The 22,800-nt window shown below is 73.9% G+C and carries 18 protein-coding genes; 4 read left to right on the top strand and 14 right to left on the bottom strand.

Annotated elements, in window-relative coordinates:
- Window positions 1-281: 281 nt before the first annotated feature.
- From ACZ4EF_RS29355 to ACZ4EF_RS29345, 3 genes are all read left to right on the top strand, one after another.
- Entirely contained in the window at window positions 282-872 is a 591-nt protein-coding gene (locus ACZ4EF_RS29355; protein WP_355350307.1) for a lytic polysaccharide monooxygenase auxiliary activity family 9 protein, read from the top strand.
- Between the two features lie 166 nt (window positions 873-1,038).
- Window positions 1,039-2,373, top strand: a complete 1,335-nt coding sequence (locus tag ACZ4EF_RS29350; protein WP_467507096.1) for a hypothetical protein — start codon at window positions 1,039-1,041, stop codon at window positions 2,371-2,373.
- 259 nt (window positions 2,374-2,632) lie between these two features.
- Window positions 2,633-3,394, top strand: a complete 762-nt coding sequence (locus tag ACZ4EF_RS29345; protein ID WP_401854251.1) for a class I SAM-dependent methyltransferase — start codon at window positions 2,633-2,635, stop codon at window positions 3,392-3,394.
- A 31-nt stretch (window positions 3,395-3,425) separates the two neighbouring features.
- Here the strand turns inward: ACZ4EF_RS29345 and ACZ4EF_RS29340 are convergent, their stop codons facing one another.
- The 13 genes from ACZ4EF_RS29340 to ACZ4EF_RS29280 all read right to left on the bottom strand — a co-directional run bounded on the left by ACZ4EF_RS29340 (window position 3,426) and on the right by ACZ4EF_RS29280 (window position 18,732).
- The gene (locus ACZ4EF_RS29340) at window positions 3,426-3,977 is read right to left on the bottom strand and encodes a flavin reductase family protein (protein WP_355345797.1); all 552 of its coding nucleotides are present in this window, start codon (window positions 3,975-3,977) and stop codon (window positions 3,426-3,428) included.
- 74 nt (window positions 3,978-4,051) lie between these two features.
- Entirely contained in the window at window positions 4,052-4,858 is an 807-nt protein-coding gene (locus ACZ4EF_RS29335; protein ID WP_467507093.1) for an alpha/beta hydrolase, read from the bottom strand.
- Window positions 4,855-6,018, bottom strand: coding sequence for an LLM class flavin-dependent oxidoreductase (locus ACZ4EF_RS29330; protein ID WP_355345803.1), 1,164 nt, complete (start codon window positions 6,016-6,018; stop codon window positions 4,855-4,857). Before ACZ4EF_RS29330 ends, ACZ4EF_RS29335 begins: the two co-directional genes overlap by 4 nt.
- Before the next feature lie 51 nt (window positions 6,019-6,069).
- Window positions 6,070-7,290, bottom strand: coding sequence for an acyl-CoA dehydrogenase family protein (locus ACZ4EF_RS29325; RefSeq protein ID WP_467507091.1), 1,221 nt, complete (start codon window positions 7,288-7,290; stop codon window positions 6,070-6,072).
- On the bottom strand, window positions 7,287-9,794 hold the full coding sequence (locus tag ACZ4EF_RS29320) for a molybdopterin-dependent oxidoreductase (protein ID WP_467507089.1): 2,508 nt from the start codon (window positions 9,792-9,794) through the stop codon (window positions 7,287-7,289). The genes ACZ4EF_RS29325 and ACZ4EF_RS29320 overlap by 4 nt, the downstream gene beginning before the upstream one ends.
- Complete coding sequence (locus ACZ4EF_RS29315; RefSeq protein WP_355345812.1) at window positions 9,791-10,873, bottom strand: LLM class flavin-dependent oxidoreductase; 1,083 nt, start codon at window positions 10,871-10,873, stop codon at window positions 9,791-9,793. The genes ACZ4EF_RS29320 and ACZ4EF_RS29315 overlap by 4 nt, the downstream gene beginning before the upstream one ends.
- A gap of 45 nt (window positions 10,874-10,918) precedes the next feature.
- Complete coding sequence (locus ACZ4EF_RS29310; protein ID WP_467507087.1) at window positions 10,919-12,013, bottom strand: ABC transporter ATP-binding protein; 1,095 nt, start codon at window positions 12,011-12,013, stop codon at window positions 10,919-10,921.
- Entirely contained in the window at window positions 12,010-13,248 is a 1,239-nt protein-coding gene (locus ACZ4EF_RS29305) for an ABC transporter ATP-binding protein (protein ID WP_467507085.1), read from the bottom strand. The genes ACZ4EF_RS29310 and ACZ4EF_RS29305 overlap by 4 nt, the downstream gene beginning before the upstream one ends.
- Window positions 13,232-14,116, bottom strand: coding sequence for an ABC transporter permease (locus ACZ4EF_RS29300; RefSeq protein ID WP_391052338.1), 885 nt, complete (start codon window positions 14,114-14,116; stop codon window positions 13,232-13,234). Before ACZ4EF_RS29300 ends, ACZ4EF_RS29305 begins: the two co-directional genes overlap by 17 nt.
- Window positions 14,113-15,189, bottom strand: a complete 1,077-nt coding sequence (locus ACZ4EF_RS29295) for an ABC transporter permease (protein WP_355345824.1) — start codon at window positions 15,187-15,189, stop codon at window positions 14,113-14,115. Before ACZ4EF_RS29295 ends, ACZ4EF_RS29300 begins: the two co-directional genes overlap by 4 nt.
- Entirely contained in the window at window positions 15,186-16,742 is a 1,557-nt protein-coding gene (locus ACZ4EF_RS29290; protein ID WP_391162189.1) for an ABC transporter substrate-binding protein, read from the bottom strand. The genes ACZ4EF_RS29295 and ACZ4EF_RS29290 overlap by 4 nt, the downstream gene beginning before the upstream one ends.
- 563 nt (window positions 16,743-17,305) lie before the next feature.
- Window positions 17,306-18,232: a DsbA family oxidoreductase gene (locus ACZ4EF_RS29285; protein WP_467507081.1), complete on the bottom strand. Its 927-nt coding sequence runs from the start codon at window positions 18,230-18,232 to the stop codon at window positions 17,306-17,308.
- The gene (locus ACZ4EF_RS29280; protein WP_355345833.1) at window positions 18,229-18,732 is read right to left on the bottom strand and encodes an RrF2 family transcriptional regulator; all 504 of its coding nucleotides are present in this window, start codon (window positions 18,730-18,732) and stop codon (window positions 18,229-18,231) included. The genes ACZ4EF_RS29285 and ACZ4EF_RS29280 overlap by 4 nt, the downstream gene beginning before the upstream one ends.
- A 139-nt stretch (window positions 18,733-18,871) precedes the next feature.
- Between ACZ4EF_RS29280 and ACZ4EF_RS29275 the strand changes: the two genes are divergently transcribed.
- Window positions 18,872-19,378 (top strand): cupin domain-containing protein, encoded by a 507-nt coding sequence (locus ACZ4EF_RS29275; protein WP_355345836.1) that lies wholly within the window; start codon window positions 18,872-18,874, stop codon window positions 19,376-19,378.
- A 105-nt stretch (window positions 19,379-19,483) separates the two neighbouring features.
- On the opposite strand, the gene ACZ4EF_RS29270 is transcribed toward ACZ4EF_RS29275, so the two are convergent.
- On the bottom strand, window positions 19,484-22,453 hold the full coding sequence (locus tag ACZ4EF_RS29270) for a glycoside hydrolase family 3 C-terminal domain-containing protein (RefSeq protein ID WP_467507078.1): 2,970 nt from the start codon (window positions 22,451-22,453) through the stop codon (window positions 19,484-19,486).
- Window positions 22,454-22,800 lie beyond the last annotated feature (347 nt).

Here is a 22,800-nt window from a genome sequence, read left to right as displayed (position 1 = left end):
CCTCCCCCTCCCCACCCACCCCACCCCCCCCCCCCCCCCCCCCCCCCCCCCCCCCCCCCCCCCCCCCCCCCCCCCCCCCCCCCCCCCCCCCCCGCCGTGCGTAGCGGACACATTGCGCCGCCGCACGGCTGATTCTTGGTGTGGACATGACTAAATCCTGGGACTAGGGTGCGACTTGGTCTAGACCTGGATCGGTGTGGTCTTGTGCCGCACGGGCAGGTCCGGGCCGCGTACGACCGTAGACATCCGCGGAACTCCCCCACGTTCTCAAGGAGTACGCCATGCGCAAGAAGATCAGTGCGGCCGTGATCGGGCTCGGCGTCGCCGGTTCGTTCGTGCTCGCCACCGGAAGCGCCAGCAGTCACGGCTACATCAGCACCCCGCCCAGCCGCCAGGCGCTGTGCGCCGCCGGGACCGTCACGAACTGCGGCGACATCCAGTACGAGCCGCAGAGCGTCGAGGGCCCCAAGGGCTTCCCGGCCGGTGGTCCCGCCGACGGCAAGATCTGCAGCGGCGCCAACAGCCGCTTCGCCCAGCTCGACGACCCGCGCAACGGCGGCTGGCCCGCCACGCACGTGACGGGCGGTCAGAGCTACACCTTCACCTGGAAGTTGACCGCCCGGCACTCGACGACCGACTTCTCGTACTACCTGACCAAGGCCGGGTACGACCCGAAGAAGCCGCTCACCCGGGCGATGCTCAACACCACGCCCTTCCTGAAGATCCCCTACAACGGCTCCCAGCCGCCCGCCACCGTCGTCCACCAGGGCACGATCCCCAGCGGGCTGAGCGGCAAGCAGCTCATCGTCGGCGTCTGGACCATCGCGGACACCGCGAACGCCTTCTACTCCTGCGCCGACGTGCAGTTCTGACGCACCGTCCGGGGCCGCCGCCGTCCGGCTCCGCTGACGGTGCGTCACCGTAACGCCCGGCGTGGGCAGCCGCACCCGCGCCGCCGCGTAGGGCAGTGTCGAAGCCGGAACCGGGCCGTTCGGACGCCCGGACGGCGCGCGACACGACGACGGAGGCGGCAGCGGGATGCGGACACGACGGGGACGGCGACTGACGCGGGGCCTCGGCCCGAGGCGGGCGCGCGGCGGAGTGTTCGCCGCGGCGGCCCTCACGGCTGCGGCGGCGCTCGCCGGAACGGGAGCGGGCGCGGCTACGGCGACGGCGGCGCCCGGCGACGGGGTACGGGACTCGGCCTTCGCCCCGGTGCCGGACGCTTCCGCTGCCGCGCCCGCGCCCGGCGGCCCCGACCTGCCGGGGTGGCGCAGCCGCCGCGCGGCCGGGCCCGAGCGGGACGAGGAACTGCGCGCCGTGGCGGCCCGCGACTCGCTCGACGCGTGGTCGGTCGGCTACCGCGAGGAGCCGTCGGGCGTGAACGTCCCCGTCGCCGAGCGGTTCGACGGCGCCCGGTGGAACGCCACCGGCCCGCTCGCCCACCGGCCGTCCGGCGGCGCGGCGGCGAACGGCAAGCTCGACGCCGTACTGCCGCTGTCCGCCCGTGACGTCTGGGCCGTCGGCTCCTGGAACGACGCCGCGGCGTTCCAGGACCGCTCGCTGGCCGAGCACTTCGACGGCCGCCGCTGGCAGGACGTCCCGCTGCCCGCGGAGGCCGCCGACCGGTCGGCGTACCCGTCGGCGCTCGCGGGCACCGGCCCGGACGACCTCTGGACGGTCGGCGTCACCGCGCAGGACCGGATCGGCGCGCCGCGCCCGCTGGCGTACCACTGGAACGGGCGCGCCTGGTCGTCGGTCGCCACCCCGGAGCCGGGCGGCGACGCGCTGCTGTCGGGGGCGGCGGCCGACGGCGACGGTCGTGTCTGGGCCGTCGGCGTCGTCTACGACGCGCGGGGCGAGGGCCGCCCGCTCGTCGAGCGCTGGGACGGCGCGGCCTGGCGGATCGTGCCGACGCCGCACACCGCCGGCCGCGGCGAGTCGCTGGAGAGCGTCGCCGTGCTCGGCCCCGACGACGTGTGGGCGGTCGGTGGGAGCAGCACGCCGGACGGCACGAACTCCCCGCTGACCCTGCACTGGGACGGGCGTACGTGGACGGAGGTCGCGGCGCCCGCCGTCCACGCGGACCTGCACGGCGTCACCGCGTACGGCGAGCACGGCCTGATCGCCGTCGGCGAGCAACAGGGCCTGGCCACACCGGCGTTCACCATGCGCTGGGACGGCGCGGCCTGGCACGCCGAGCCCGCGGCGACAGACGCGGCGGGCCAGGGTGCCTCGCTCTTCGGCGTGGCCGCCGTGCCGCACCCGCTGCCCGGCACACCCACCGCGTGGGCGGTGGGCTCGACCCTTCCCCAGTTCCAGCCGACCTGGCGGCCGATCGTCCAGGGCTACGGCGGGGTGCCGGTGCGCTGAGCGGCAGGGGCCGCCTCCGGCGCGGGACGGCCCCCTTGCTGGCCGGCTCCTCAGGTACGGCCCGTGGTCCAGGCGCCGGTTGATCGAGGCCCGGGTGTGATTGAGGTCCGAGGTGGTCGAGGTCCGAGGTGGTCGAAGCCTGGGCTGGTCGCGGCCCGGGTGTGTTCGAGGCCCGAGCTCGGGCTGGTCGAGGTCCGAGGCGGTCGGGGTCCGCGTTAATGGAGTGGTCCGGCGGGCGGCCTGCGGCGATGATGCCGGGATGGAACGTGACTTCGACGCGCTGGTGGCGGAGGCCGACTCGGTGTCGGTCGACGGGTGGGACTTCTCCTGGCTGGACGGGCGGGCCACCGAGCAGCGGCCGTCGTGGGGGTATCAGCGGCGGATGGGCGAGCGTCTCGGCCGGGCGTCGGCCGCGCTCGACATCCAGACCGGCGGCGGCGAAGTGCTCGCCGGGGTGCCCGCGCTGCCGCCGCTGATGGCCGCGACCGAGTCGTGGCCGCCGAATGTGGCCAAGGCGACCGCGCTGCTGCACCCGCGCGGCGCGGTCGTCGTCGCGGACACGGACGAGCCCCCGCTGCCCTTCGCCGACGAGGCGTTCGACCTGGTGACCAGCCGCCACCCCGTGACGGTGTGGTGGGACGAGATCGCGCGCGTCCTGCGCCCCGGCGGCACGTACTTCTCCCAGCAGGTCGGCCCGGCCAGCGCGTTCGAACTCGTGGAGTTCTTCCTCGGAGAGCAGCCCGACGCGGTGCGCGGCGCGCGCCACCCCGACCTGGCGCGTGCGGGCGCCGCCGCGGCCGGACTCGAGGTGGTCGACCTGCGCGCCGAGTCGCTGCGGATGGAATTCCACGACATCGGCGCGGTCGTCTACTACCTGCGCAAGGTCATCTGGATGGTCCCCGGCTTCACGGTCGCCGAGCACCGCGACACCCTGCGCGCCCTGCACGAACACATCACGTCCGAGGGGTCGTTCACGGCCACGGTGACCCGCTTCCTCATCGAGGCGCGGAAGGCGGCCTGACGCCGGGACCCCCCCGCGACGCCCGCCGCGGTTACGCGCGGGGCCGGTCGGTGTGGAAGGTGCCGAACGCCCCGTCGTGGTGGACAAGCGGCGAGTCCGCGCCGGGACCGCCCGCGTCCTCCACATGGCCGACCACGAGGAAGTGGTCGCCGACGTCGTGGACGTGCACGGTACGGGCGGTCAGCCAGGCCGGCACCCCGGACAGCAGCGGCAGCCCGCCCGTGTCCGGTGTCCAGTCCACCCCGGCGAACCGGTCCACTCCACTGCGCGCGAAGCCCCGCGCCAGGTCCTCCTGGTCGGACCCGAGCAGATGCACGGCGAAACGGTCGGCCGACCTGACGGCGCCCGCCGTGGACGCCGTGGTGGACAAGTAGAAGGACACCAGGGCCGGTTCGAGGGATGCCGAGGTGAAGGACGTCGCGGTGAATCCCGCGGGACCCGGCACGGTCACGACGGTCACCGCCGTCGCCTGCCGCCGCAGCGTACGCCGCAGCAGATCGGCCGGACGTACCGCTCCGGCGGCGGAACGGGTGTGATCCACGGGTGAGTTGGTGGCAGCGGCGAGCGACGGGGTCGCGGTCATGACGGGCGGTCCTTCCGGGTCGGATGCCAGGGGAGTGGCCGGACCCCTTACGGGGCCCGGCACATGGCGGGGCGTCAGGGCGCGGCGACCGGGGTCACCGTGAGGATCGGCGGGAGCGAGGGAGCGATACGCAGCCGCTCCAGCCACTGGACGACGAGGGCGGCGACACTGCGGTGCTGGATGTCGTTGAGCACGTCGTGCCTGCCGTCCGTCACCGTGGCCAGGGTCGCCGCGGGCAGCCGCGCGGCCAGGGAGTGTGCGACGGACGGCGCGGAGACCGGGTCGGCCGCGCCGTGCAGCACGAGGGCCGGGAACGGGAGCCCGGCTGTGAGCGCCGCGTCGGCGGCCTCGGCCAGCGCGCCGGGGACGGGGGCGGCGAGGGCGCCGGCGACGAACAGCGGATCGGCGTCCAGCCGCCCCCGGTGCGTCGGGCACGCCGTGCGTACGGCCAGCTCGTCGTCCCACCCGGCCGCCGCGCCCGGTTCCGGCGCCCCGGCGAGCAGCAGCGCGTCCGGTGCGACGCCCGTACGCCCCGCGGCTGCCAGCGCGTGCAGGGCCCCGCTGTCGGAACCGGCCAGCACCAGCGGCCTGGCCGCGCCCGCCGCGATCGCTTCGACGGCGCCCGCGACCGGCTCGGGATCGCCGTCCTCGGGCACGTCGAGGACGTGGACGACATACGCGTCGGCCGCCAGCCGCCGGCCGAACCGCTCGTACACGCCCGGATGTTCACCGCGCCCGGGGAGCAGGACGACGGTGCCGCGGTGCGCCAGGCCCGCGGCCGGGTACCAGTCCGCGACCGGCGCGGCCTCCTCCGGCGGGCTCGGGACTCGCGGGTGCACCGGGTCTCCGGTGGCCTCGGCGAGGCCGACCGGGGCGCTCATCGGGCACCGCTCACGGCGGCGACCGCGGGAGCGGAGCCGGACACGCCCGTCGCGTCCGCGTCGCGCCGGGCCACCTCGGCCCGGACCAGCGGCAGCAGGTCACGGCCGTAGTCGATCACGTCGTCCAGCGGGTCGTAGCCGCGGATCAGCAGCGTGGTGACGCCGATGTCCACGTAGTCCAGCAGCGCCTGGGCGACGGTCTCCGGCGTGCCGACCAGGGCGGTCGAATTGCCCGCCGCCCCGGTCGCCTTGGCGGTGGGGGTCCACAGCGCGCGGTCGTGCAGCTCACCCTTGGCCGCGGCGGCGAGCAGCCGCTGCGAGCCGGTGTTCTGCGGCTGGGCGTCCGGGCCGACCGGCAGGGTCGTGCGGCGGCTGCCGACGAACGAGCCGGCCGCGCCGCGGGAGTTGATGGTGTCCAGGATGCGGTGCGCGCGGTCCCACGCTTCCTCCTCGGTACGGCCGAGGATCGGCCGGAAGGAGACGCTGATCCGCGGCGGCTCGGTGCGGCCCGCCGCCTCGGCCGCGGCCCGCACGGACGCGATCTGCTCCGCCGTCTCCGCCAGCGGTTCGCCCCACAGCGCGAAGACGTCGGCGTGCTTGCCGCCGACCCGGTAGGCCGCCTCGGACGAGCCGCCGAAGTACAGCGGGATGCGGGGCTCGGTGACCGGGCGCACCTCGGAGAGGTAGTCCTCGTAGTGGTAGAAGCGGCCCTCGTGGCTGACCGGTTCCGTGCTGGTCCAGGCGGACTTGAGGATGTCGAGGTATTCGTCGGTCCGCGCGTAGCGGTCGTCCTTGCCGAGGTGGTCGCCGTCCCTGCGCTGCTCGGCGTCGTGCCCGCCGGTGATGATGTGCACCGCAGTGCGCCCGCCGGAGAACTGGTCGAGGGTGGCGAAGGTCCTGGCCGCAAGGGTCGGGGCGACGAAGCCGGGGCGGTGCGCCACCAGCAGGCCCAACCGCTCGGTGTGCGCGGCGACATGGGCGGCGACCTGCGTACCGTCGGGGCTGCCGGAGCCGTAGCCGATCAGGACGCGGTCGAAGCCCGCCTCCTCGTGGGCGAGGGCGAACCGCCGCGTGTAGTCGGGGTCGACGACCGGCCCGGACGGAGGACGGACCTCGGAGACGTCGCGGGTGCCGATCATGCCGATGAACTCAACAGGCATGGCTGCTGGGGCCTTTCGTGAGAGGGAGCGGAAGAGAAGGCGAAAAGGGGGTCAGCGGGCGGACCCGCCGAGATCGAGGGCGGCGCGCCCGGTGCCGAGCAGCACCGAGTCGTCCTGCGGGGTATGGACGCGGGAGCACAGCACGTCCCGCAGATGGCGTTGCAGCGGGTTGTCGTTGGTCAGGCCGTTGTTGCCGATCAGCGCGACGGCCTGCTCGACCGAACCGATCGCGGCCCGGGTGCCGAGCACCTTCGCGCCGCCCGCCTCCGCGGCGGCGAGCGGATCGCCGCTGTCGACGGCCTCGGCCAGCGCAGCCACCAGCCTCTCCGCACCGGCCAGTTGGACCTCGATCTCGCCGACCGCGCTCTGGAAGCGCGGCAGCGTGGCCAATGGAGCGCCGAGCGCGCTGGGCACGCGCTCGTGCAGGAAACCGGTCAGCCACCGCAGGGCGGCGCGCGCCACGCCGAGGTAGAGCGCGGTCAGGCCCAGCGAGTTCCAGGCACCGCCCACGACGTCCCGGCCGCCGTCCTGGCCGGGCTCCGCGAGCCCGGCGGTGCGGCCGAGCGGCACACGGACCGAGTCGAACAGCACGTCGTCGCTGCGGCTGGCGCGCAGCCCCAAGTGGTTCCAGGTGGGCCGCACTTCGATGCCCGGCGAGTCGGTGCGCACCAGGAACGAACCGGTCCGCACCGGCTCCTCGTCGGTGCGCGCCCACACCATCATCCAGCGCAGCGCCACCGCGCCGGTCGAGAAGATCTTGTGCCCGGTCAGCTCCCAGTGGTCCTCGCGCCGCCGCGCGGTGGCCGCCGGAAGCCCGCCGCGTACCGGACTGCCCAGATCGGGCTCCACCCGCAGTGCGTTCACCAGCGCCGGGCGCCGCGCGGACTCGGCCAGCAGCTCGCCGTAGGTGTCCTGCGGCCAGTGCGGGGCGCGGGCCTGCGCCGCGTGCGCGAACAGCGTCATCGACGTGACCAGCGCGACCGCCGGATCACCGCCGCCGAGCGCCCGCAGGATGCGTACGGTGTCGGCGAGACCGGCCTCCGCGCCGCCGTGGCCGCGGTCGACGGTCGCGGTGAGCAGTCCGGCGGCGTGCACGGCGGCCACGCCCTCGTGCGGGAAGCTCGCGTCCCGGTCGTGCTCACCGGCCCGCGCGGCCAGCGCCGCCGCGACCTCGGGCAGCCGGTCGTAGTCGGGTGCGGGCAGGCCGGTGGCGGCGGCGTCCGCGGGCGCGGCGGAGCCGGTGCCGGACGAGGACGCGAGGTCGGTGGTCACGGTGTGGCCTTCCTGTGGTGGGGCCGTTCGAAGTGGGGGTCGCCGGGCTCGGGTGGTCCGAGGCGGCCGTACGGGCCGGGCGCGTACGTGTCAGCGGCGGTCGGTCCCGCGGCGGCCGTCGAGGGTGTCGCGTGCGCCGTACGGCCCGCGCGCGGATCGTCGGCGAAGGCGGGCGGCCGGCGGACGGTCACCTCGGGCGGCGGCCCTCCGGTCCACAACTCGACCTCGACCAGGGCGTGTTGGCCGGTGCAGCCCTGGGAGAGCCGGGAGCTGGGGATGTCGGCGGTCAGCACGTTCGGATTGCCGTGCGCGCACAGCGGCGGCTCGTGACCGGGCACCGGGTCGAACCACGCGCCGGTCGGCAGCCGTACGACACCGGGCCGTACCCGGTCGGTGAGCACCGCGCCCGCCAGGCAGGCGCCCCGGTCGTTGAAGATCCGCACCAGATCGCCGTCGCGGACCGAACGGGCCGCCGCGTCCGCCGGATGGATCCGCAGCGCCTCGCGCCCGGCGACCTTGGCGTCCAGGCTCGCGGCCCCGGTGTCGAGCTGACTGTGCAGCCGGTTGGCGGGCTGGTTCGCGATCAGCAGCAGCGGCAGCCGGTCCGCGGCCGGGGCGCCCGGCCACTCGTCGGGTTCGAGCCAGGCCGGGTGGCCGGGGCAGTCGGGCAGCCCGAGGGCGGCCACCGTCGCGCTGGTCAGCTCGATCCGGCCGCTGGGGGTGGCCAGGGGCGCGCCCAGCGGGTCGGCCCTGAAGCTGGCGAAGAGCGTGCGCTCGGCGGGCTGCGGCGGCAGTTCCCACTCGCCCGCCGACCAGAAGTCCGCGAAGGCGGGCGGCTCGCCGGCCCCGGTGGCCGCCAACTCCTCGGCCCACCGGGTGTACAGGTGCTCCAGCCATCCCGCCGGGTCCCGTCCCTCGGTGAACCGCTCGCCGAATCCGAGGCGTTCGGCCAGACCGGCCAGGATCGCGTGGTCGTCGCGGGCCTCGCCGACCGGCTCGACCGCGCGGTGCATGGCGATCAGATGCGTGTCGCGCCGCCCGCCGCCGATGTCCTCGCGCTCCAGGGACGTGGTGGCGGGGAACACCAGGTCGGCGTGGCGGGCGGTCGCCGTCCAGTGCGTCTCGTGCACCAGCACGGTGTCCGGCCGCCCGAAGGCGCGCCGCAGCCTGCCCAGGTCCTGATGGTGGTGGAAGGGGTTGCCGCCGGCCCAGTGCACCAGCCGGATGTCCGGGTAGCGGCGGCGCGTGCCGTCGTAGTCGTACTCCTCGCCGGGACGCAGCAGCAGGTCCGCGATCCGGGCGCAGGGGATGAACTCCGCGACGGGATTCGGCCCTTGGGGCAGATACGGCAGCCGGACCTGCGGACCGGTGTCGCCCACGTCGCCCATCGAGCCGTAGCCGTGGCCGAATCCGCCGCCCGGCAGTCCGATCTGGCCGAGCAGCGCGGCCAGCGCGAGCGCCGCCCACACCGGCTGCTCGCCGTGCTGGATGCGCTGCAACGACCAGGTGACGGTGACCAGGGTGCGCTGCCGCGCGGCGCTGCGGGCCAGGTCGCGGATTCGGTCGGCCGGGATGCCGGTGAGCGCCGCGGCCCACCGCGCGTCCTTCACCGTGCCGTCGTCGGCGCCGCGCAGATAGCGCAGGAAGGTGTCGGCCCCGGCGCAGTAGCGGGCGACGAACTCCCGGTCGTACAGGCCCTCGTCGACCAGGGTGTGGGCGAGCGCCAGCATCAGCGCGGTGTCGGTCGCCGGGCGGATCGGGTACCAGTCGGCGTCCAGGCCGTCCGGCAGGTCGTCGCGCAGCGGGCTGACCAGCGCGACCCGGGCACCGGCCGCGGCCAGCGCCGACAGATGGCCGGGCGTGCCGTGCCGGGTCACCCCGCCGGGGGTGACATGCACGTTCTTCGCGGGGATTCCGCCGAAGGCGATGATCAGTTCGGTGTGCCCGGTGATCGTCGGCCAGGTGGACGAGGACCGCAGCACCGACTCCGCGTCGCCGACCAGATACGGCAGCAGCACCAGCGAGGTGCCCAGGCTGTACGAGTTGCGCGAGCCCGTGTAGCCGCCGAACTGCGCCAGGAACCGGTGGAGTTGGCTCTGCGCGTGGTGGAAGCGCCCCGCGCTCGCCCAGCCGTACGAGCCGCCGAACACCGCCGTGTTGCCGAACTCGTCGCGGACCCGAGCCAGTTCGGCGGCGGCCAGGTCAAGCGCCTCGTCCCAGCCGAGTTCCACGAAGGGCTCGTCGCCGCGCCCGGAGGTGGGACCGGGGCCGTGCTCCAGCCAGCCGCGCCGGGCGGCGGGCCGCCGGATCCGGGTGGCGTGCCGGAGCGATCCCGGCACACCGCGCAGCAGCGGTGACGGCGAGGGGTCGGCGGGGTGCGGGACGGCGGTGACCGTGCCGTCCGCGTTCCGCCGTACCCCGAACGCCCCCCAGTGGGAGGTCGTCGGGGTGACCGCCCCGGCCCTCCTCCCCACCGAGGGCGCGCTCCCGGTCCCGGCGGTCATACGGCAGCCGCTCCGGTCAGCGCGGCGCCGTCGGTCTGCTCGCGGACCAGCCGCACCAGGGCGCCGTAGTCGCGGGCGTCCTCCAGCGGGCTGAAGCCGCGGATCAGGAGGGTGGACACGCCCAGGCCCACGTAGTCCAGCAGCGACTCGGCGACCTGCTCGTAACTGCCCACCAGCGCCGTGGAGTTGCCCGCGGCCCCGGTGACCTTGGCGACCGCCGTCCACAGCCGCTTGTCGTGCACGTCGCCCTTGGCGGCGTATTCGAGCAGCCTGCGCGAGCCCTCCTGTGCGGTGTGGTCGAGGTTGAACGCCTTGCGCACCTCGCCCGCCTTCTCCTTCGTCAGCCGCAGGACGTCCTCGGCGCGGCGCCACGCCTCGGCCTCCGTGGCGGCCGGTATCGGGCGCAGGCTGACGCTGAACCGCGGGTCGCGGCCGTACGGCGACGCCGCCGCGCGGACCTGCCGGATGCGCTCGGCGATCCCCGCGAGCGGCTCGCCCCAGAAGGCGTACACATCCGCGTGCTTGCCGCCGACCCGCACCGCGTCACCGGACGCGCCGCCGAAGTACACCGGGATCGGATCGGCCGGGCGGACCGACGAGTAGCCGCCGCGCACGGTGTAGAACTCGCCCTCGTAGTCGAAGGGTTCGGCCGACTCCCACTCCTTGCGCACCACGTCGAGGAACTCGTCGGTGCGCCGGTAGCGGGTCGGCTTGTCGCTGAGGTCGCCGTCCCGCGCCTGGTCGGCGTCGTCGCCTCCGGTGATGACGTGCAGCGCGACCCGGCCAGGGTGGAAGGCGTCGAGCGTGGCGTACTTGCGGGCCGTGAGCGTCGGGGCGACGAAACCGGGACGGTGGGCGAGCAGCACACCGAGCCGGGTCGTACGGTTCAGGATCTGGTCGGCGACGGTGAAGCCGTCGGGGCTCGCGGAGGAGTGCGCGACCAGCACACGGTCGAAGCCGGACTCCTCGTGCGCCAGGGCCAGTTCGGTCAGGTAGCCGGGGTCGACGACAGGCCCGGACGCGGCGCCGGTCTCACTGAACTGCTGGGTGCTGGCGATGCCGATGAATTCGATGGGCACGGGGTCTCTCCCGAAGATCGTGGGGTTGCTGGTGGTGTGCGCGGGTCAGCGGGCGGCGGCGACCGGGTGGTGACAGGCGGCGGCCCGCTCGCCCGAGTGCGGAGAACTGCCCGGTTGCGCACGGCAGTCGGCGTCCGCCAGCGGGCAGCGGTGGGCGAAGACGCAGGCGCCGGGGTCGGCCGCCCAGACCGGCACCTCACCGGGCGGCCCCGGCCGCTCGCGCCGCTTCGACGGATCGCGGTCCACGCGGGGCGCGGACGCGGTGAGCAGCGCGGTGTACGGGTGCAGCGGGCGGGCCAGCACATCGGCGGTCGGGCCCTGTTCGACCAGTCGCCCCCGGTACAGCACCGCGATCCGGTCGGCGATCCCGGCCAGCGAGCTGAGGTCGTGCGAGATGACGACGACGGCCACGCCCAGGTCGCGGCGCAACTCGTCCAGCAGCCGCAGCACATGGTTGCGGTTCGAGGCGTCCAGCGCGCTGACCGGCTCGTCCGCCAGCAGCAACGCGGGCCGCGTGACGATCGCCCGCGCCAAGGACACGCGCTGACGCTGGCCGCCGGAGAGCTGGGCCGGAATCCGGCCGCCCAGGGTGCCCGCGTCGAGCCCCACCCGGTGCAGCGCCTCCGCCACCCCGCCGCGCCGCTCGCCGCGCTCCACCCCGGCGACCGCCAACGGCTCGCCCACCAGGTCGTTCACCGTCAGATCCGGGTCCAGCGACCGCAGCGGGTCCTGGAACATGTACTGCACCAGCCCGGACCGCCGGTGGTCGCGCAACTCCCGTCCGCGCAGCGCGCCGACCTCGACGCCCGCCACGCCGATCCGCCCGGCCACCACCGGCGCCAGCCCGACCACGGCCCGCGCCAGCGTCGTCTTACCCGACCCGGTCTCGCCGATCACCCCGAGGATCTGACCGGCCGTCACCTCCAGGTCCACACCGCTCAGCACGGGGGCGCTGTGGCTGTGGCCGGGGCGCCGCTGGTAGGTGACACCGAGCCCTTCGACCTGGAGCGCGGGCGCGGACGCCCGCGTCTCGCGTTCGGCGGCGGGCACCGCGGACGGCGCGACCGGCCGCTCGATGTCCGCCGTGGGCGGGGAGACGTCGGAGACCGGCGCCGTGCGGGCCGCGGGGGTGGTGGTCATGCGGGCACCTCCTGGAGGGGCGGCGGGGACAGGGCGAGTTCCGCGGCGCGCACGCAGCGGACACGGCGGCCGTCGGCGGTCGCGGTGAGCGGCACCGGCCGCGTACGGCAGCGGTCCTCGGCGAAGGCGCAGCGGTCGGCGAACCGGCAGCCGACCGGGGCCTCGCCCGCCTCGGGCGGACGGCCGGGGATGACGGCCAGCTCGCGGCGGTTCCAGTCGCCGAGGGAGGCGACGCGCAGCAGCGCGGCGGTGTAGGGGTGCGCGGGGCGGTGGACGACGTCCTGGGTGGGGCCGTCCTCGACGATCTCGCCCGCGTAGAAGACCAGCACCCGGTCGGTGACCTCGGCGACGACGGCCAGGTCGTGGGTGACCAGCAGCAGGGCGAGACCGCGCTCGTCGCGCAACTGGGCCAGCAGATCGAGGACTTCGGCCTGCACGACGGTGTCGAGCGCCGTCGTCGCCTCGTCCGCGACGAGCAGCCGCGGATCGCAGGCGACCGCGATGGCGATCAGGACGCGTTGCAGCATGCCGCCCGACAGCTCGTGCGGGTACCGGTGGTAGACGTCGGCGGGATCGCGCAGGCCGACCGAGGCGAAGAGTTCCACGGCCCGCTCGTGCGCCCGCGCCCGCTTCAGACCGAGGCGTACGCGCAGCGGCTCCGCGAGCTGGCGGCCCACGGTCAGCGCCGGGTTGAGATACGAGGCCGGGTCCTGGAAGACCGCGCCCAGCTCCACCCCGCGCAGCCGCTCCCACTGCCGCTTGTCGAGCGCGGTCAGATCGGTACCGGACGACGAGGCGGCGCCCGACGACTTCCTGGCCGAGGACTTCGCGGCGGACGCCTTGCCGAACGTCCGGCTTGTGGGCCACGAGCTTGCGGGCGACGCCTTTCCGGCCGCCGACCCACCCGCCGCCGACCCACCCGCGGCCGAGGCACCGGCCGTCGCCGTACCGACCGCTTCCGTACCGTCGGGATCCGCACCGGCCAGCACCGCGCTGCCCGCCGACACCTCGCAGCCGGGCGGCAGCACGCCGAGCAGCGAGCGGCAGGTCAGCGTCTTGCCGCTGCCCGACTCGCCGACGACGCCGACGGCCTCGCCCGCGTGGACGGTGAAGGACACGTCGCGGACGGCCTCGGCGCGACCGCCGGAGACGGTGATGTGCAGCCCGTCCACGGTGAGTACGGGTCCGGTCGCACCGACGGTGCGGGCGCGGCCCGGCTCAGACAGCGACGACACGGTCATCGGCCTTCCTCCCCTGGGGTTCGCGGGCGGCTCGCGGCTCGGCCCCGACATCGGCGCCGCTGTCCCGTACGGCGTCCGCGAGCAGATTGAGCGCGCCGACGGTGATCATGATCAGGACGCCGGGCAGGGCGGGCGCCCACGGCTGCTGGGCGAGATAGCCCAGGTCGCTGGCGAGCATGCCGCCCCAGGTCGGGGCGGGCGGCTGGACGCCGACGCCGAGGAAGGTCAGCGAGGCGACGGTCAGCAGCGCCGTCGCCAGCGCGTGGGCCGTGGTCACGGCGATCGTCGGCAGCACCTTCGCGGCGATGTGGGTCCGCAGGATCCGGCCGCGCGAGGCGCCCATCAGCTCCGCGGCCTCCACGTACTGGGCCTGCTTCAGGCCCAGCGCGGCGGCGCGGGACACCCGGAAGAACAGCGGGGCCAGCAGCACGCCGAGCGCGAGCATCGCCTGGTTGAGGCCGTTGCCGAAGACGCCGATCGCGGCGATGGCGAAGAGCGTGAACGGCAGCGTCATCAGCGCGTCCACCGCCCGCAGCGCGGCCCACTCGAAGCCGCGGCCGAGCCACAGCGACGCGAGGCCCGGCACGACGCCGAGGACCATCGCCGCGCCGACCGACTCGACCGCGCCGAGCACGGAGCGGCCGGTGCCCGCCAGCAGCCTGCTCAGGACGTCCCTGCCGAGGTAGTCCGTCCCCAACAGGTGCGATCCGCTCGGCCCTTGGAGCACCCGCGCGGTGTCCTGCGCGAGCGGGTCCTGCGGGGCGATCACCCCGCCGAGCACCGCGAGCAGGGCGACGACGGCGAGTACGGCCAGTGCGAAACGGGCGGCGGGCACCCGTCCGGTGCGGCGCAGCGTCCTCATGAGGCACCGCCACGTGACGCGCCGTCAGCGAGCGCGGCGTCTCCCGATGCCGCGTTCGCCTTCGAACGGCCCCTGCGGGCGGCCGGGTTGAGCGCCAGCAGACCGGCGTTGATCGCGATGTTGGCGAGCAGGACCACCGCCACCGTGACCAGCAGCGTGCCCTGGATGACCGGCACATCGTGCTGCTGGGCCGCCTGGAGGGAGAGCTGCGCGATACCGGGCAGGTTGAAGATCCGCTCGGTGACGACCGCGCCGCCGATCAGCATCGGCACGCTCATGCCGAGGACGGTGAGCGCGGGTCCCGCCGCGTTGCGCAGCACGTGCCCGAAGAGCACCCGCCGGGCCGACAGACCGCGCATCATCGCGCCCGTCACGTAATTCGCCCGCAACTCCCCGACCAGCGAGGCCCGTAGCTGCCGGGCCACGTTCGCGGCGGCGTCCAGGCTGAGCGCGAAGGCGGGCAGCGCCGCGAAGCGCAGCCACTGCGCCGGATCGTCGCCGAAGGCGGTGTAGCCGCCGGACGGCAGCCACCCGAGCTTCACCGACACCACCGCGATCAGACCGATCGCGACGACGAAGGCCGGCAGCGTACCGAGCACCGAGCAGGCCGCCGTGATCGCGCGGTCCAGCCGCCCGCCGTTGCTGTACGCGGCGGCGATCCCGCCCGCCGCGCCGAGCAGCACGGCGATCACCAGGGCGAGACCGGCGATCGACAGGTCCACCGGCAGCGCCCGGAAGACGCTGTCGGAGACCGGGAGCGTGGTGAACCAGGAGCGCCCGAGATCGCCGGTCAGGGCGTGGCCGAGCCAGCTCACGTACTGCACCGGCAGCGGCCGGTCCAGGCCGAAGGCGTGGTTCATCCGGTCGATGTCGGCGGGCGTGGCGGTCTCGCCGAGCACCGCCGCGCCGGGGTTGGCGTTCGACAGCGCGCCGAGCCCGAAGGTCAGCAGCGACGACAGCAGGAACACGGTGGCGGTGGTGAGCACCGCGGAACCGATCGGCCGCGGCGCGATCAGCGCCCGGCGGGCCCGTGCCGACCGCCGCCGGGGCAGCGCGGCGGCGAGCGCCGTCATCCGACGGTCACCCCTTCGAAGCGCTGCACCACCGTGGTCTCGGGCAGCGCCGACACCCCGCGGGCCCTGGCGAGGATGCGCGGCACCGTGAACAGGAAGACGTTGGGCGTGGTGCGCACCGCGGTGGCGCTCGCGGCCTGGAGGACCTTCGGGTAGTCGGGGGAGTCGAGCGGAGTGCGGGTCACCTTGTCGATGGCGGCGGCCAGCTCCGGCGGGGTGGTGCGGCCCGGATTCATCAACCCCTGCTCACCGAAGAGCACTTGGAACGCCTGCACGGCGGAGTCGCGGCCTGCGAACTGGTCGACGGCCAACTGCCGGTCGTGCTGGATGTAGATGATCTGGGTGAACTGCGCCTCGGGGATGACCTCGATCTTCGCGTTGATCCCGACCTTCTTGAGCTGCGCCTGGATCTGCTCGGGCTCGCCCTGCGCGGCGCCCGTGGTCAGCGTGAGGTCCAGGCCGCCCGCGTGCCCGGCCTCCGCGAGCAACCGCTTGGCCTTCTCCGGGTCGTACGGGAAGAGATTCGCGCTGGCCGGGTCGTACCCCGCGTAACCCTTCGGGAAGGGCTGGTAGCTGACCTCGCCGTGGCCGAACGCCTGGGTCTTCAGCAGCGCCTCACGGTCGATCGCGTACTTCAGCGCCTCGACCACCTTGGGGTCGTCGAACGGCGCCTTGCTGCTGTTCACATCCAGGGTGGCGACCACCATCGAGGGAATGACCTGCACTTCGAGCCCGGCCGCCTTGGCCGCCTCGACCTGGCTGCCCGGGATCTGCGCCACGTTGTACTGCCCCGACTGGAGCGCCGCGACGACCGTGGAGGCGTCGGGCAGCGGGTACAGCTCGAAGTTGTTCAGCTTGATCGAGGCCGCGTCCCAGTACGTGGGGTTGCGCCGCAGGACGGCCTTGGCGTTCTGGGTGTACGAGGTCAGCGTGAAGGGTCCCGAGCCGGCCGGTTTGGAGGCGATGCCCGCGGCGTCCGAGGTGAAGGCGGCCGGATTGACGACCATCCCGGTCTTGCCCGCCAGCAGGTTGGGGAGCTGGTAGTCCGCGTGCGTCAGGTCGATCACGACGGTCGTGGCGTTCGGCGCGGACACCGCCTTGACCGAGGTGAGCTGCGGTGCGACCAGCGACTTGGGGTCGGTACGGCCGCGGTCGAGGCTCTTCTTGACGGCGGTGGCGTCCAGTGCGGAGCCGTCCGAGAAGGTCAGTCCGGGACGCAGGGTGAAGGTCACCTGCGTGCCCAGGGCGTTGTACTTCCACGCGCTGGCGAGCGCAGGTACGGCCGCGCCGTGCGGGTCGAGCTTCGTGAGGCCCGCGTAGACCAGGGAGAGCGAGTGCACGTCCCATCCGGCGGAGGAGAAGACCGGGTCCCACGAAGTGGGCAGCGCCCAGCCCCACTTGAGGACGGAGGAGCCCGCGCTGCTCCCCGAGGTACCGCTGCCACTGCCGCAGGCCGCGAGCGCCAGGGCGGCGCCCGCGCCGAGGCCGAGCCCGAGGAAGGAACGTCTGCTCGGGGAGGAGGGAAGGGAACTGGTCACGGCGGCACGATTCATGACGAGGCGTCACCTTTCGAGGGTGCGTTTCGAGGGGGTGCCCTCGACGGTGAGGGCGGCGCGACGGGGCGGCGTACAGCGTGCCGTTCCGCTCGGCGACGGCCAGGAGACCGGCGCGCCGAGGACGGAGGCGGCACGGATCGCGGTGCGGCGCCATGGCGGCGGCACTGTGCGGTGGGCGTGACAGGGGAGTGCCGCGCCGGGGGCGGGTGCCTCAGGCGGTTACGGCGGGGGTCATGGCGTGGACGTCACGGGACGACGGGGCCACGGAAAGACGAGCGGGAGGACGCGTGGGCGGGGCGCACGGGCCTGGACACAGGCCGGCCGATCGGGGGCCTGGGGCCTGGGGTCTGCGGGGCGGTCAGGCGCCGCGCGAGGGCCACGGGCGTACGGTCAGCGACAGAGAGCGCTGCTGGTACGCAGGAAGTCCACGTAGCGGCACACCACACCGGGGTGCGTCGTAAGCATGTGCCCATCCTGACTGCCGGGGTGAGCCGATGTCAATGGACACCAAAAGGTGTCTCATTCGGTGGAACGGTGACCGCGCGCGGAAGACCCGCTGGTCAACGCGGCAGCGGGGGTACGGATACGGGGGCCGGGTATGCCGCGGCCTCGGCCGGGTGGAGCCACAGCGGGCCGTTCCCGGTGGCCACCGGGACGGCCGACGCGGGCGGCGCGACCCCCGGCGCCAGCAGTTCCCACTCCGGCCCGGTCAGGCTGCGGTGGTACGCCAACAGGGCCTCGGCGGACGGCTGTTCGGCCGACACGGACACCCCGGGGGCGACCGCGAGCGCCGCCTCCAGATAGCTCGCCGCCGGGCGCCTGCCGGGCACCACGCGACGCCCGAGCGGCCCGGTCAGCACGACGGTGGGCAGCGCGTACCGCAGCTCTCCCGACGGGGTCTCCTTGGCGGTGCCCGGATGCGGCCCCGCCGCTGTGACGGTCAGCACATCGGCCAGCGGGGCGCGCGTCTCGCGGTGGTCGGCCGTCACAGCGGCGAGCACCCGGGGGGACGCGGCGTCGGCGGCCAGGCGTACGGGGTCGAGACCGGGCACGCCGTCGGCGGCGGCCAGCGCCAGGTCCAGTGTGTCGGCGGGCTCGCCGGTCACGAACATCGTCTCGCGCAGCCGCCGCAGCACCCGGTCGGCCACCTGCCCGCCCTGCGCCTCGGCCGCCTTGGCGACCAGCGAGGCGGGCCAGCTCGTCGCCGCCACCCGGCTCAGCCGCACCGCGTGCGGAGCCCCGGTGTGCCCGCTGATCTCCCGGACGAAGCCCTCGTACCACCGGGTCTCGGCCGCCGGATCGGGCGCCGGGTCGTCGCCGGTGTCGAAGAGGATGCCGAACACCCGCCGCCATGACGCCTGTTCGCCGAGCGCGGCCCGCAGCGCGCGGAAGACGGGCTCGGAGCCCCACGCCCACGGACAGAGCGGATCGGTGTACTCGGTGACCTGGAGGCGGTCGGTGCCACCGGGCGGCGGGGGACCGGTCATGCCACGCCCGCCAGGCGGTCCTCGCCCGCCGAAGGGGCGGCCGGAGCGGCGATCGGAGCGGTGTCCGGCGCGGCGGCCTGTGCGCCGCCGGCCGCGGCCGACCCGGACGGCAGCAGCGCGGCGATCGTCACCCCGGCCAGCACGGCGGCGGCGCCCTCCTCGATCGTGCGCCACACACTCGGCAGGCCCGTGGCGGGCGTCGGATAGGCCAGCTCGGCCAACGGCTCGCCGCGCAGCGTGATCACCTCGCCGTCCACGGCGCGCACCACGTCGAGCAGCGTGATCTCGGCGGCGGGTCTGGTCAGCCAGTAGCCGCCCTCACAGCCGCGCTGGCTGCGCACCAGCCCCGCCCGCCGCAGCTCGCCGACCACGGACTTCAGGAATCGGAACGGAATCTCCTGCGAGGAGGCGATGGCCTCGCAGGTCAGCGGGCGGTCGATGTCGCAGGCCAGCTCCATGAGGGCCCGCGCGGCGTAGTCCGCCTTCGCGGAGATATGCATGGCTCCAGTATGGCGCGCCGGACGGCGGAAGTCGGCACCGCGGGCGGCTCCACCGGCCACGGAAGGGTGCGTCTGTGCAGGTGAGCCGTAATGGACACCTCTTGACATCTTTTCCGGACGCCCTCTAGCGTCGTCTGCCATGAGCGATCAGCCGACCATCGCCGGTGAGGGATTCCATCCGCATCTCCCGGCCGGTTCCGACCCTTCGCACGGCTCGCTGCGCAGCCGACTGCACCACATCAAGGCCGACGGCCTCGACGGCGACACCGCGCAGACCGGCGGCATGCGGCGGTTCGCGGCGATCAGCGGAGGGACCGTCGGGTCCGAGCGGCTGTGGATGGGCCAGACCCATGTCGCCCCCGCCACTGCCTCCTCCGACCACCACCACGGCGAGTCGGAGACCGCGATCTATGTCGTCAGCGGACGGCCGGAGTTCGTCTTCGTGGACGACTCCGGCGGCGAGCCCGAGGAGGTACGGCTGCGCGCCGCGCCCGGCGACTACATCTTCGTACCCCCCTTCGTGCCGCACCGCGAGGAAAACCCGGACGACTCCGAGGAGGCCGTGGTCGTCATCGCCCGCAGCACCCAGGAGGCGATCGTGGTGAACCTCCCGAGCCTGTACGCGCTTCCGGGTGACGGCTCCTGACGAGCCGTCACCCGGAAGGTCACGCGAAGCGGTCACCGAGACCGGTCACGGAGACCGGTCACCGGGGCCGGTGCCGTCACGCGTGCCCGAGACCGGCGGCCGAGGTCAGTCGTTGACCAGGTCGAACTCCTCCCAGGGACCGATCGCCGTACGGTTGGCGATCAGGGCGGCGGCGCCCGCGTTCTCCGCCGTCACGTACTGATGGTTGGAGTGGGCGCGCAGCGTCACCGCGCCGTCCGGGTCGTGGATCAGGTCGAAGGTCTCGGCGGCGCCGATGGTACTGCTGCTCGCGATCAGCGCACCGGCCCCGGAGTTGGGGGTGGTCACGTACTTGTTGTTGGCGTGCGCCCGCAGCGCGACCGTCCCTGAACCGAGGTCGATCGCGTCGAAGGTCTCCCAGGGGCCGATCGCCGTACGGTTGGCGATGAGCGCCGCCGCGCCCGCGCTTTCCGCCGTCACGTACTGGCTGTTGGCGTGCGCCTTGAGGCTGACCGTGGTGCTCTGGCCCGGATTCCCCGTCCCGCCGCCGTTGCCCGCGGGGATGGTGGTCTGGCCGGTGAGGCGGATGTCGCGGGAGGAGGAGCCGACGTAGACGGCGTTGGTGCCGGCCGCGTTGGTCCAGGAGGTGGTCCAGTACTGGAAGCTGCGGGCGTCCAGGGTGACCGTGACGTGCTGGCTCTGGCCGGGGTTGAGGCTGACCCGCTGGAAGCCGCGCAGGTTCTTGGGCGGTTCGCCGGTGGTGGCGGGCTGTCCGACGTAGACCTGGGCGACCTCGGCGCCCGCTCGTGTGCCGGTGTTGGTGACGTCGAAGCCGACGGCCACGTTGCCGTTCGCGTCGGGCGCGCCGACCGTCAGGCCCGAGTAGCCGAAGGTCGTGTAGGACAGGCCGAAGCCGAACGGGTAGGCCGGGGTCTTGTTCTGCGAGTCGTACCAGCGGTAGCCGACGTTGATGCCCTCGCTGTACTGCACGGTGTTGTTCTGGCCGGGCCATTGGGCCGGGGTGTGGGCGGGGACGTCCGCGAGGGAGGCGGGGAAGGTCACCGGCAGCTTGCCGGAGAAGTTGACGTCGCCGTAGAGGAGCCGGGCGATGGCGTTGCCGTCCTCCTGGCCCGGATACCAGTTCTCGATGATGCCCCGGACGGAGTTGGCCCACGGCATGGCGATCGCCGAGCCGCTGTTGACGACCACGATGGTGTTGGGGTTGGCCGCCGCGACATCGGTGACGAGCTGGTTCTGGTCGCCGGACAGCGAGACGTCGTTGATGTCGGCGCCTTCACCCTCGCCCTTGTTCACGAAGACGATCGCGGTGTCCGCGTTGCGCGCCGCCGTGACGGCCTCGCCGTGCAGGTCCTGGTTGGGGATCTGCCAGCCCAGTTCCAGCTCGCTGCCGCCGCCGTCCTGGAAGTAGTCGATCTCGACGCTGACCGGCTGGCCCGCGGTGAGCGTCACCGTGCCCGTCTTCGTGGTGGTCGGCTGATTCGCCCAGTTGTTGATGATCTGCTGGCCGTTGACGAACAGCCTGCTGCCGTCGTCACTGGTCAGGGCGAAGGTGTACGTGCCGGTGGTCGGCGGGGTCAGCGTGCCGGTCCACTTCGCCGACCAGCCGGTCGCCGGGACACCGGACGCCGGAGAGGCGCCGCCCCACAGGAAGTTCAGCGTCGGGTCGACCCGCGAGAGGACCGGCGTGCCGCCCATCGACGTCCCGTTGTAGAACTGCCCGTACAGGCCGTGGCCGCTGCCCGAAGAGGGCGTCAGATACGGGCTGTCGACGATCTCGCCGCTCGGGGAGGCGTACCCCTGGGCGTAGTTGACGCTCGCGCCGCTGCCCGCGCGGGTGACCAGCGCCGAGTACGGGGTCACGACCGAGGACGAGCCGACGTGCGTGCTGCCGCCGCCCGCCGTCATGGCGTTGGGACCCGCGTCGTCGCCGATCACGGCGATCTTCTTGTTCGCGGAGCCCAGCGGCAGCGCGGCGGAGGCGTTCTTCAGCAGGACGCTGCCCTCCTCGGCGACCTGCCGGGCCGTGGTCCGGTGCGCGTCCGTGCTGACCGGCGTGGTGATGGTGCCGGTCTGCGTGGTGTCGAAGAGCCCGGAGGCGAACATCGCGGTGAGGATGCGGCGGACGTGCCCGTCGAGCGTGGCCTGCGAGACCTGGCCGGAGGCCACCGCGTTGGTGAGCGCCGTGCCGTAGAAGTCGCTGCCGTTCATCTCCATGTCCAGGCCGTTGTTGGCCGAGGCGACCGTGGAGTGGGTGCCGCCCCAGTCGGAGGTGACGAAGCCGGTGAAGCCGAGGTCGCCCTCCAGCACCTGCTGGATCAACCGGGCGTTCTCGCAGGCGAAGGTGCCCGCGACCGAGGCGTAGGAACACATCACCGAGTACGCCTGGCCCTGCTTGACGGCGGCCTCGAAGGCGGGCAGGTAGATCTCCCGCTGGGTACGGTCGGACATGATGACGTTGTCCGAGGCGTTGTTGCGGTTGGTCTCCTGGTTGTAGTCCGCGTAGTGCTTGACCTGGGCCATCGGGCCCTGGCTCTGGATGCCCTGGATGTCGGCTGCGCCCAACTGGCCTGTCAGATACGGGTCTTCGCCCAGTGACTCGAAGGCGCGGCCCCAGCGCGGGTCGCGCACGATGTTGATCGTCGGGCCGAGCACCACATTGGCGCCCTTGCCCCACTCCTCGTTGCCGATCACCTGGCCGTAGCTCTTGGCCAGGTCGCGGTCCCAGGAGGCCGCGGCGGCCACCGGGGCCGGGAGCTGTGTGACGCCGCCCGCGCCGTCCGCGACGCCCGCCGGGCCGTCCTGGAGGCGTAACTGGGGTATGCCGAGACGGGTGTTGGCGTCCACGCAGGCGCCCCATGAGCACTGCGCGCCGCCGTGCATCATCGTGATCTTCTCGGCGTTGGTCATCTGCGCCAGCAGAGCGTCGGCGCGCTGCGCGGGGGTGTCGGCCGCGCTCATCCACGGCCGGGCGTCGACCGCCGACGCGGACTGCGCGGGCAGGGGTCCGGCGGTCAGCGCGGCCAGCGCGGCGACCGCGATGGCGAGCACGCTGGAGAGCAGGGGGCGTCGTCTCATCGCCACTCCGTTCGGGTTCGGCGGGCGGTGTGGGGTGCCGCCCGTGCCAGGGGGGATGGAGCCCAAGAGTGCTCACCGAGGATTGTGCTCAACTTGCGCACAGGTCAAGGGTTATTGCAGATTCGACGCCGCCATATTGCGTGAAGTCGGCCGCTACGACCGCCTGTTGCGTCCGCGACTGACCTGATTAGGTGCGATCCCGAACACCCGGAGTCGGCCCGAGACGGCGCGCGCGAGCGGCCCGAGACGGCACGCGCCGAGCGGCCCGAGACGGCACGCGCCGAGCGGCCCGGGCGCGCACGCGCCGAGCGGCCCGGACCCGTACGGCCCGCTCCCGGACATGCGGA

This window comes from Streptomyces sp. NPDC025721, from assembly GCF_055558595.1.
This window is presented reverse-complemented; position numbering and strand designations above follow the sequence as displayed.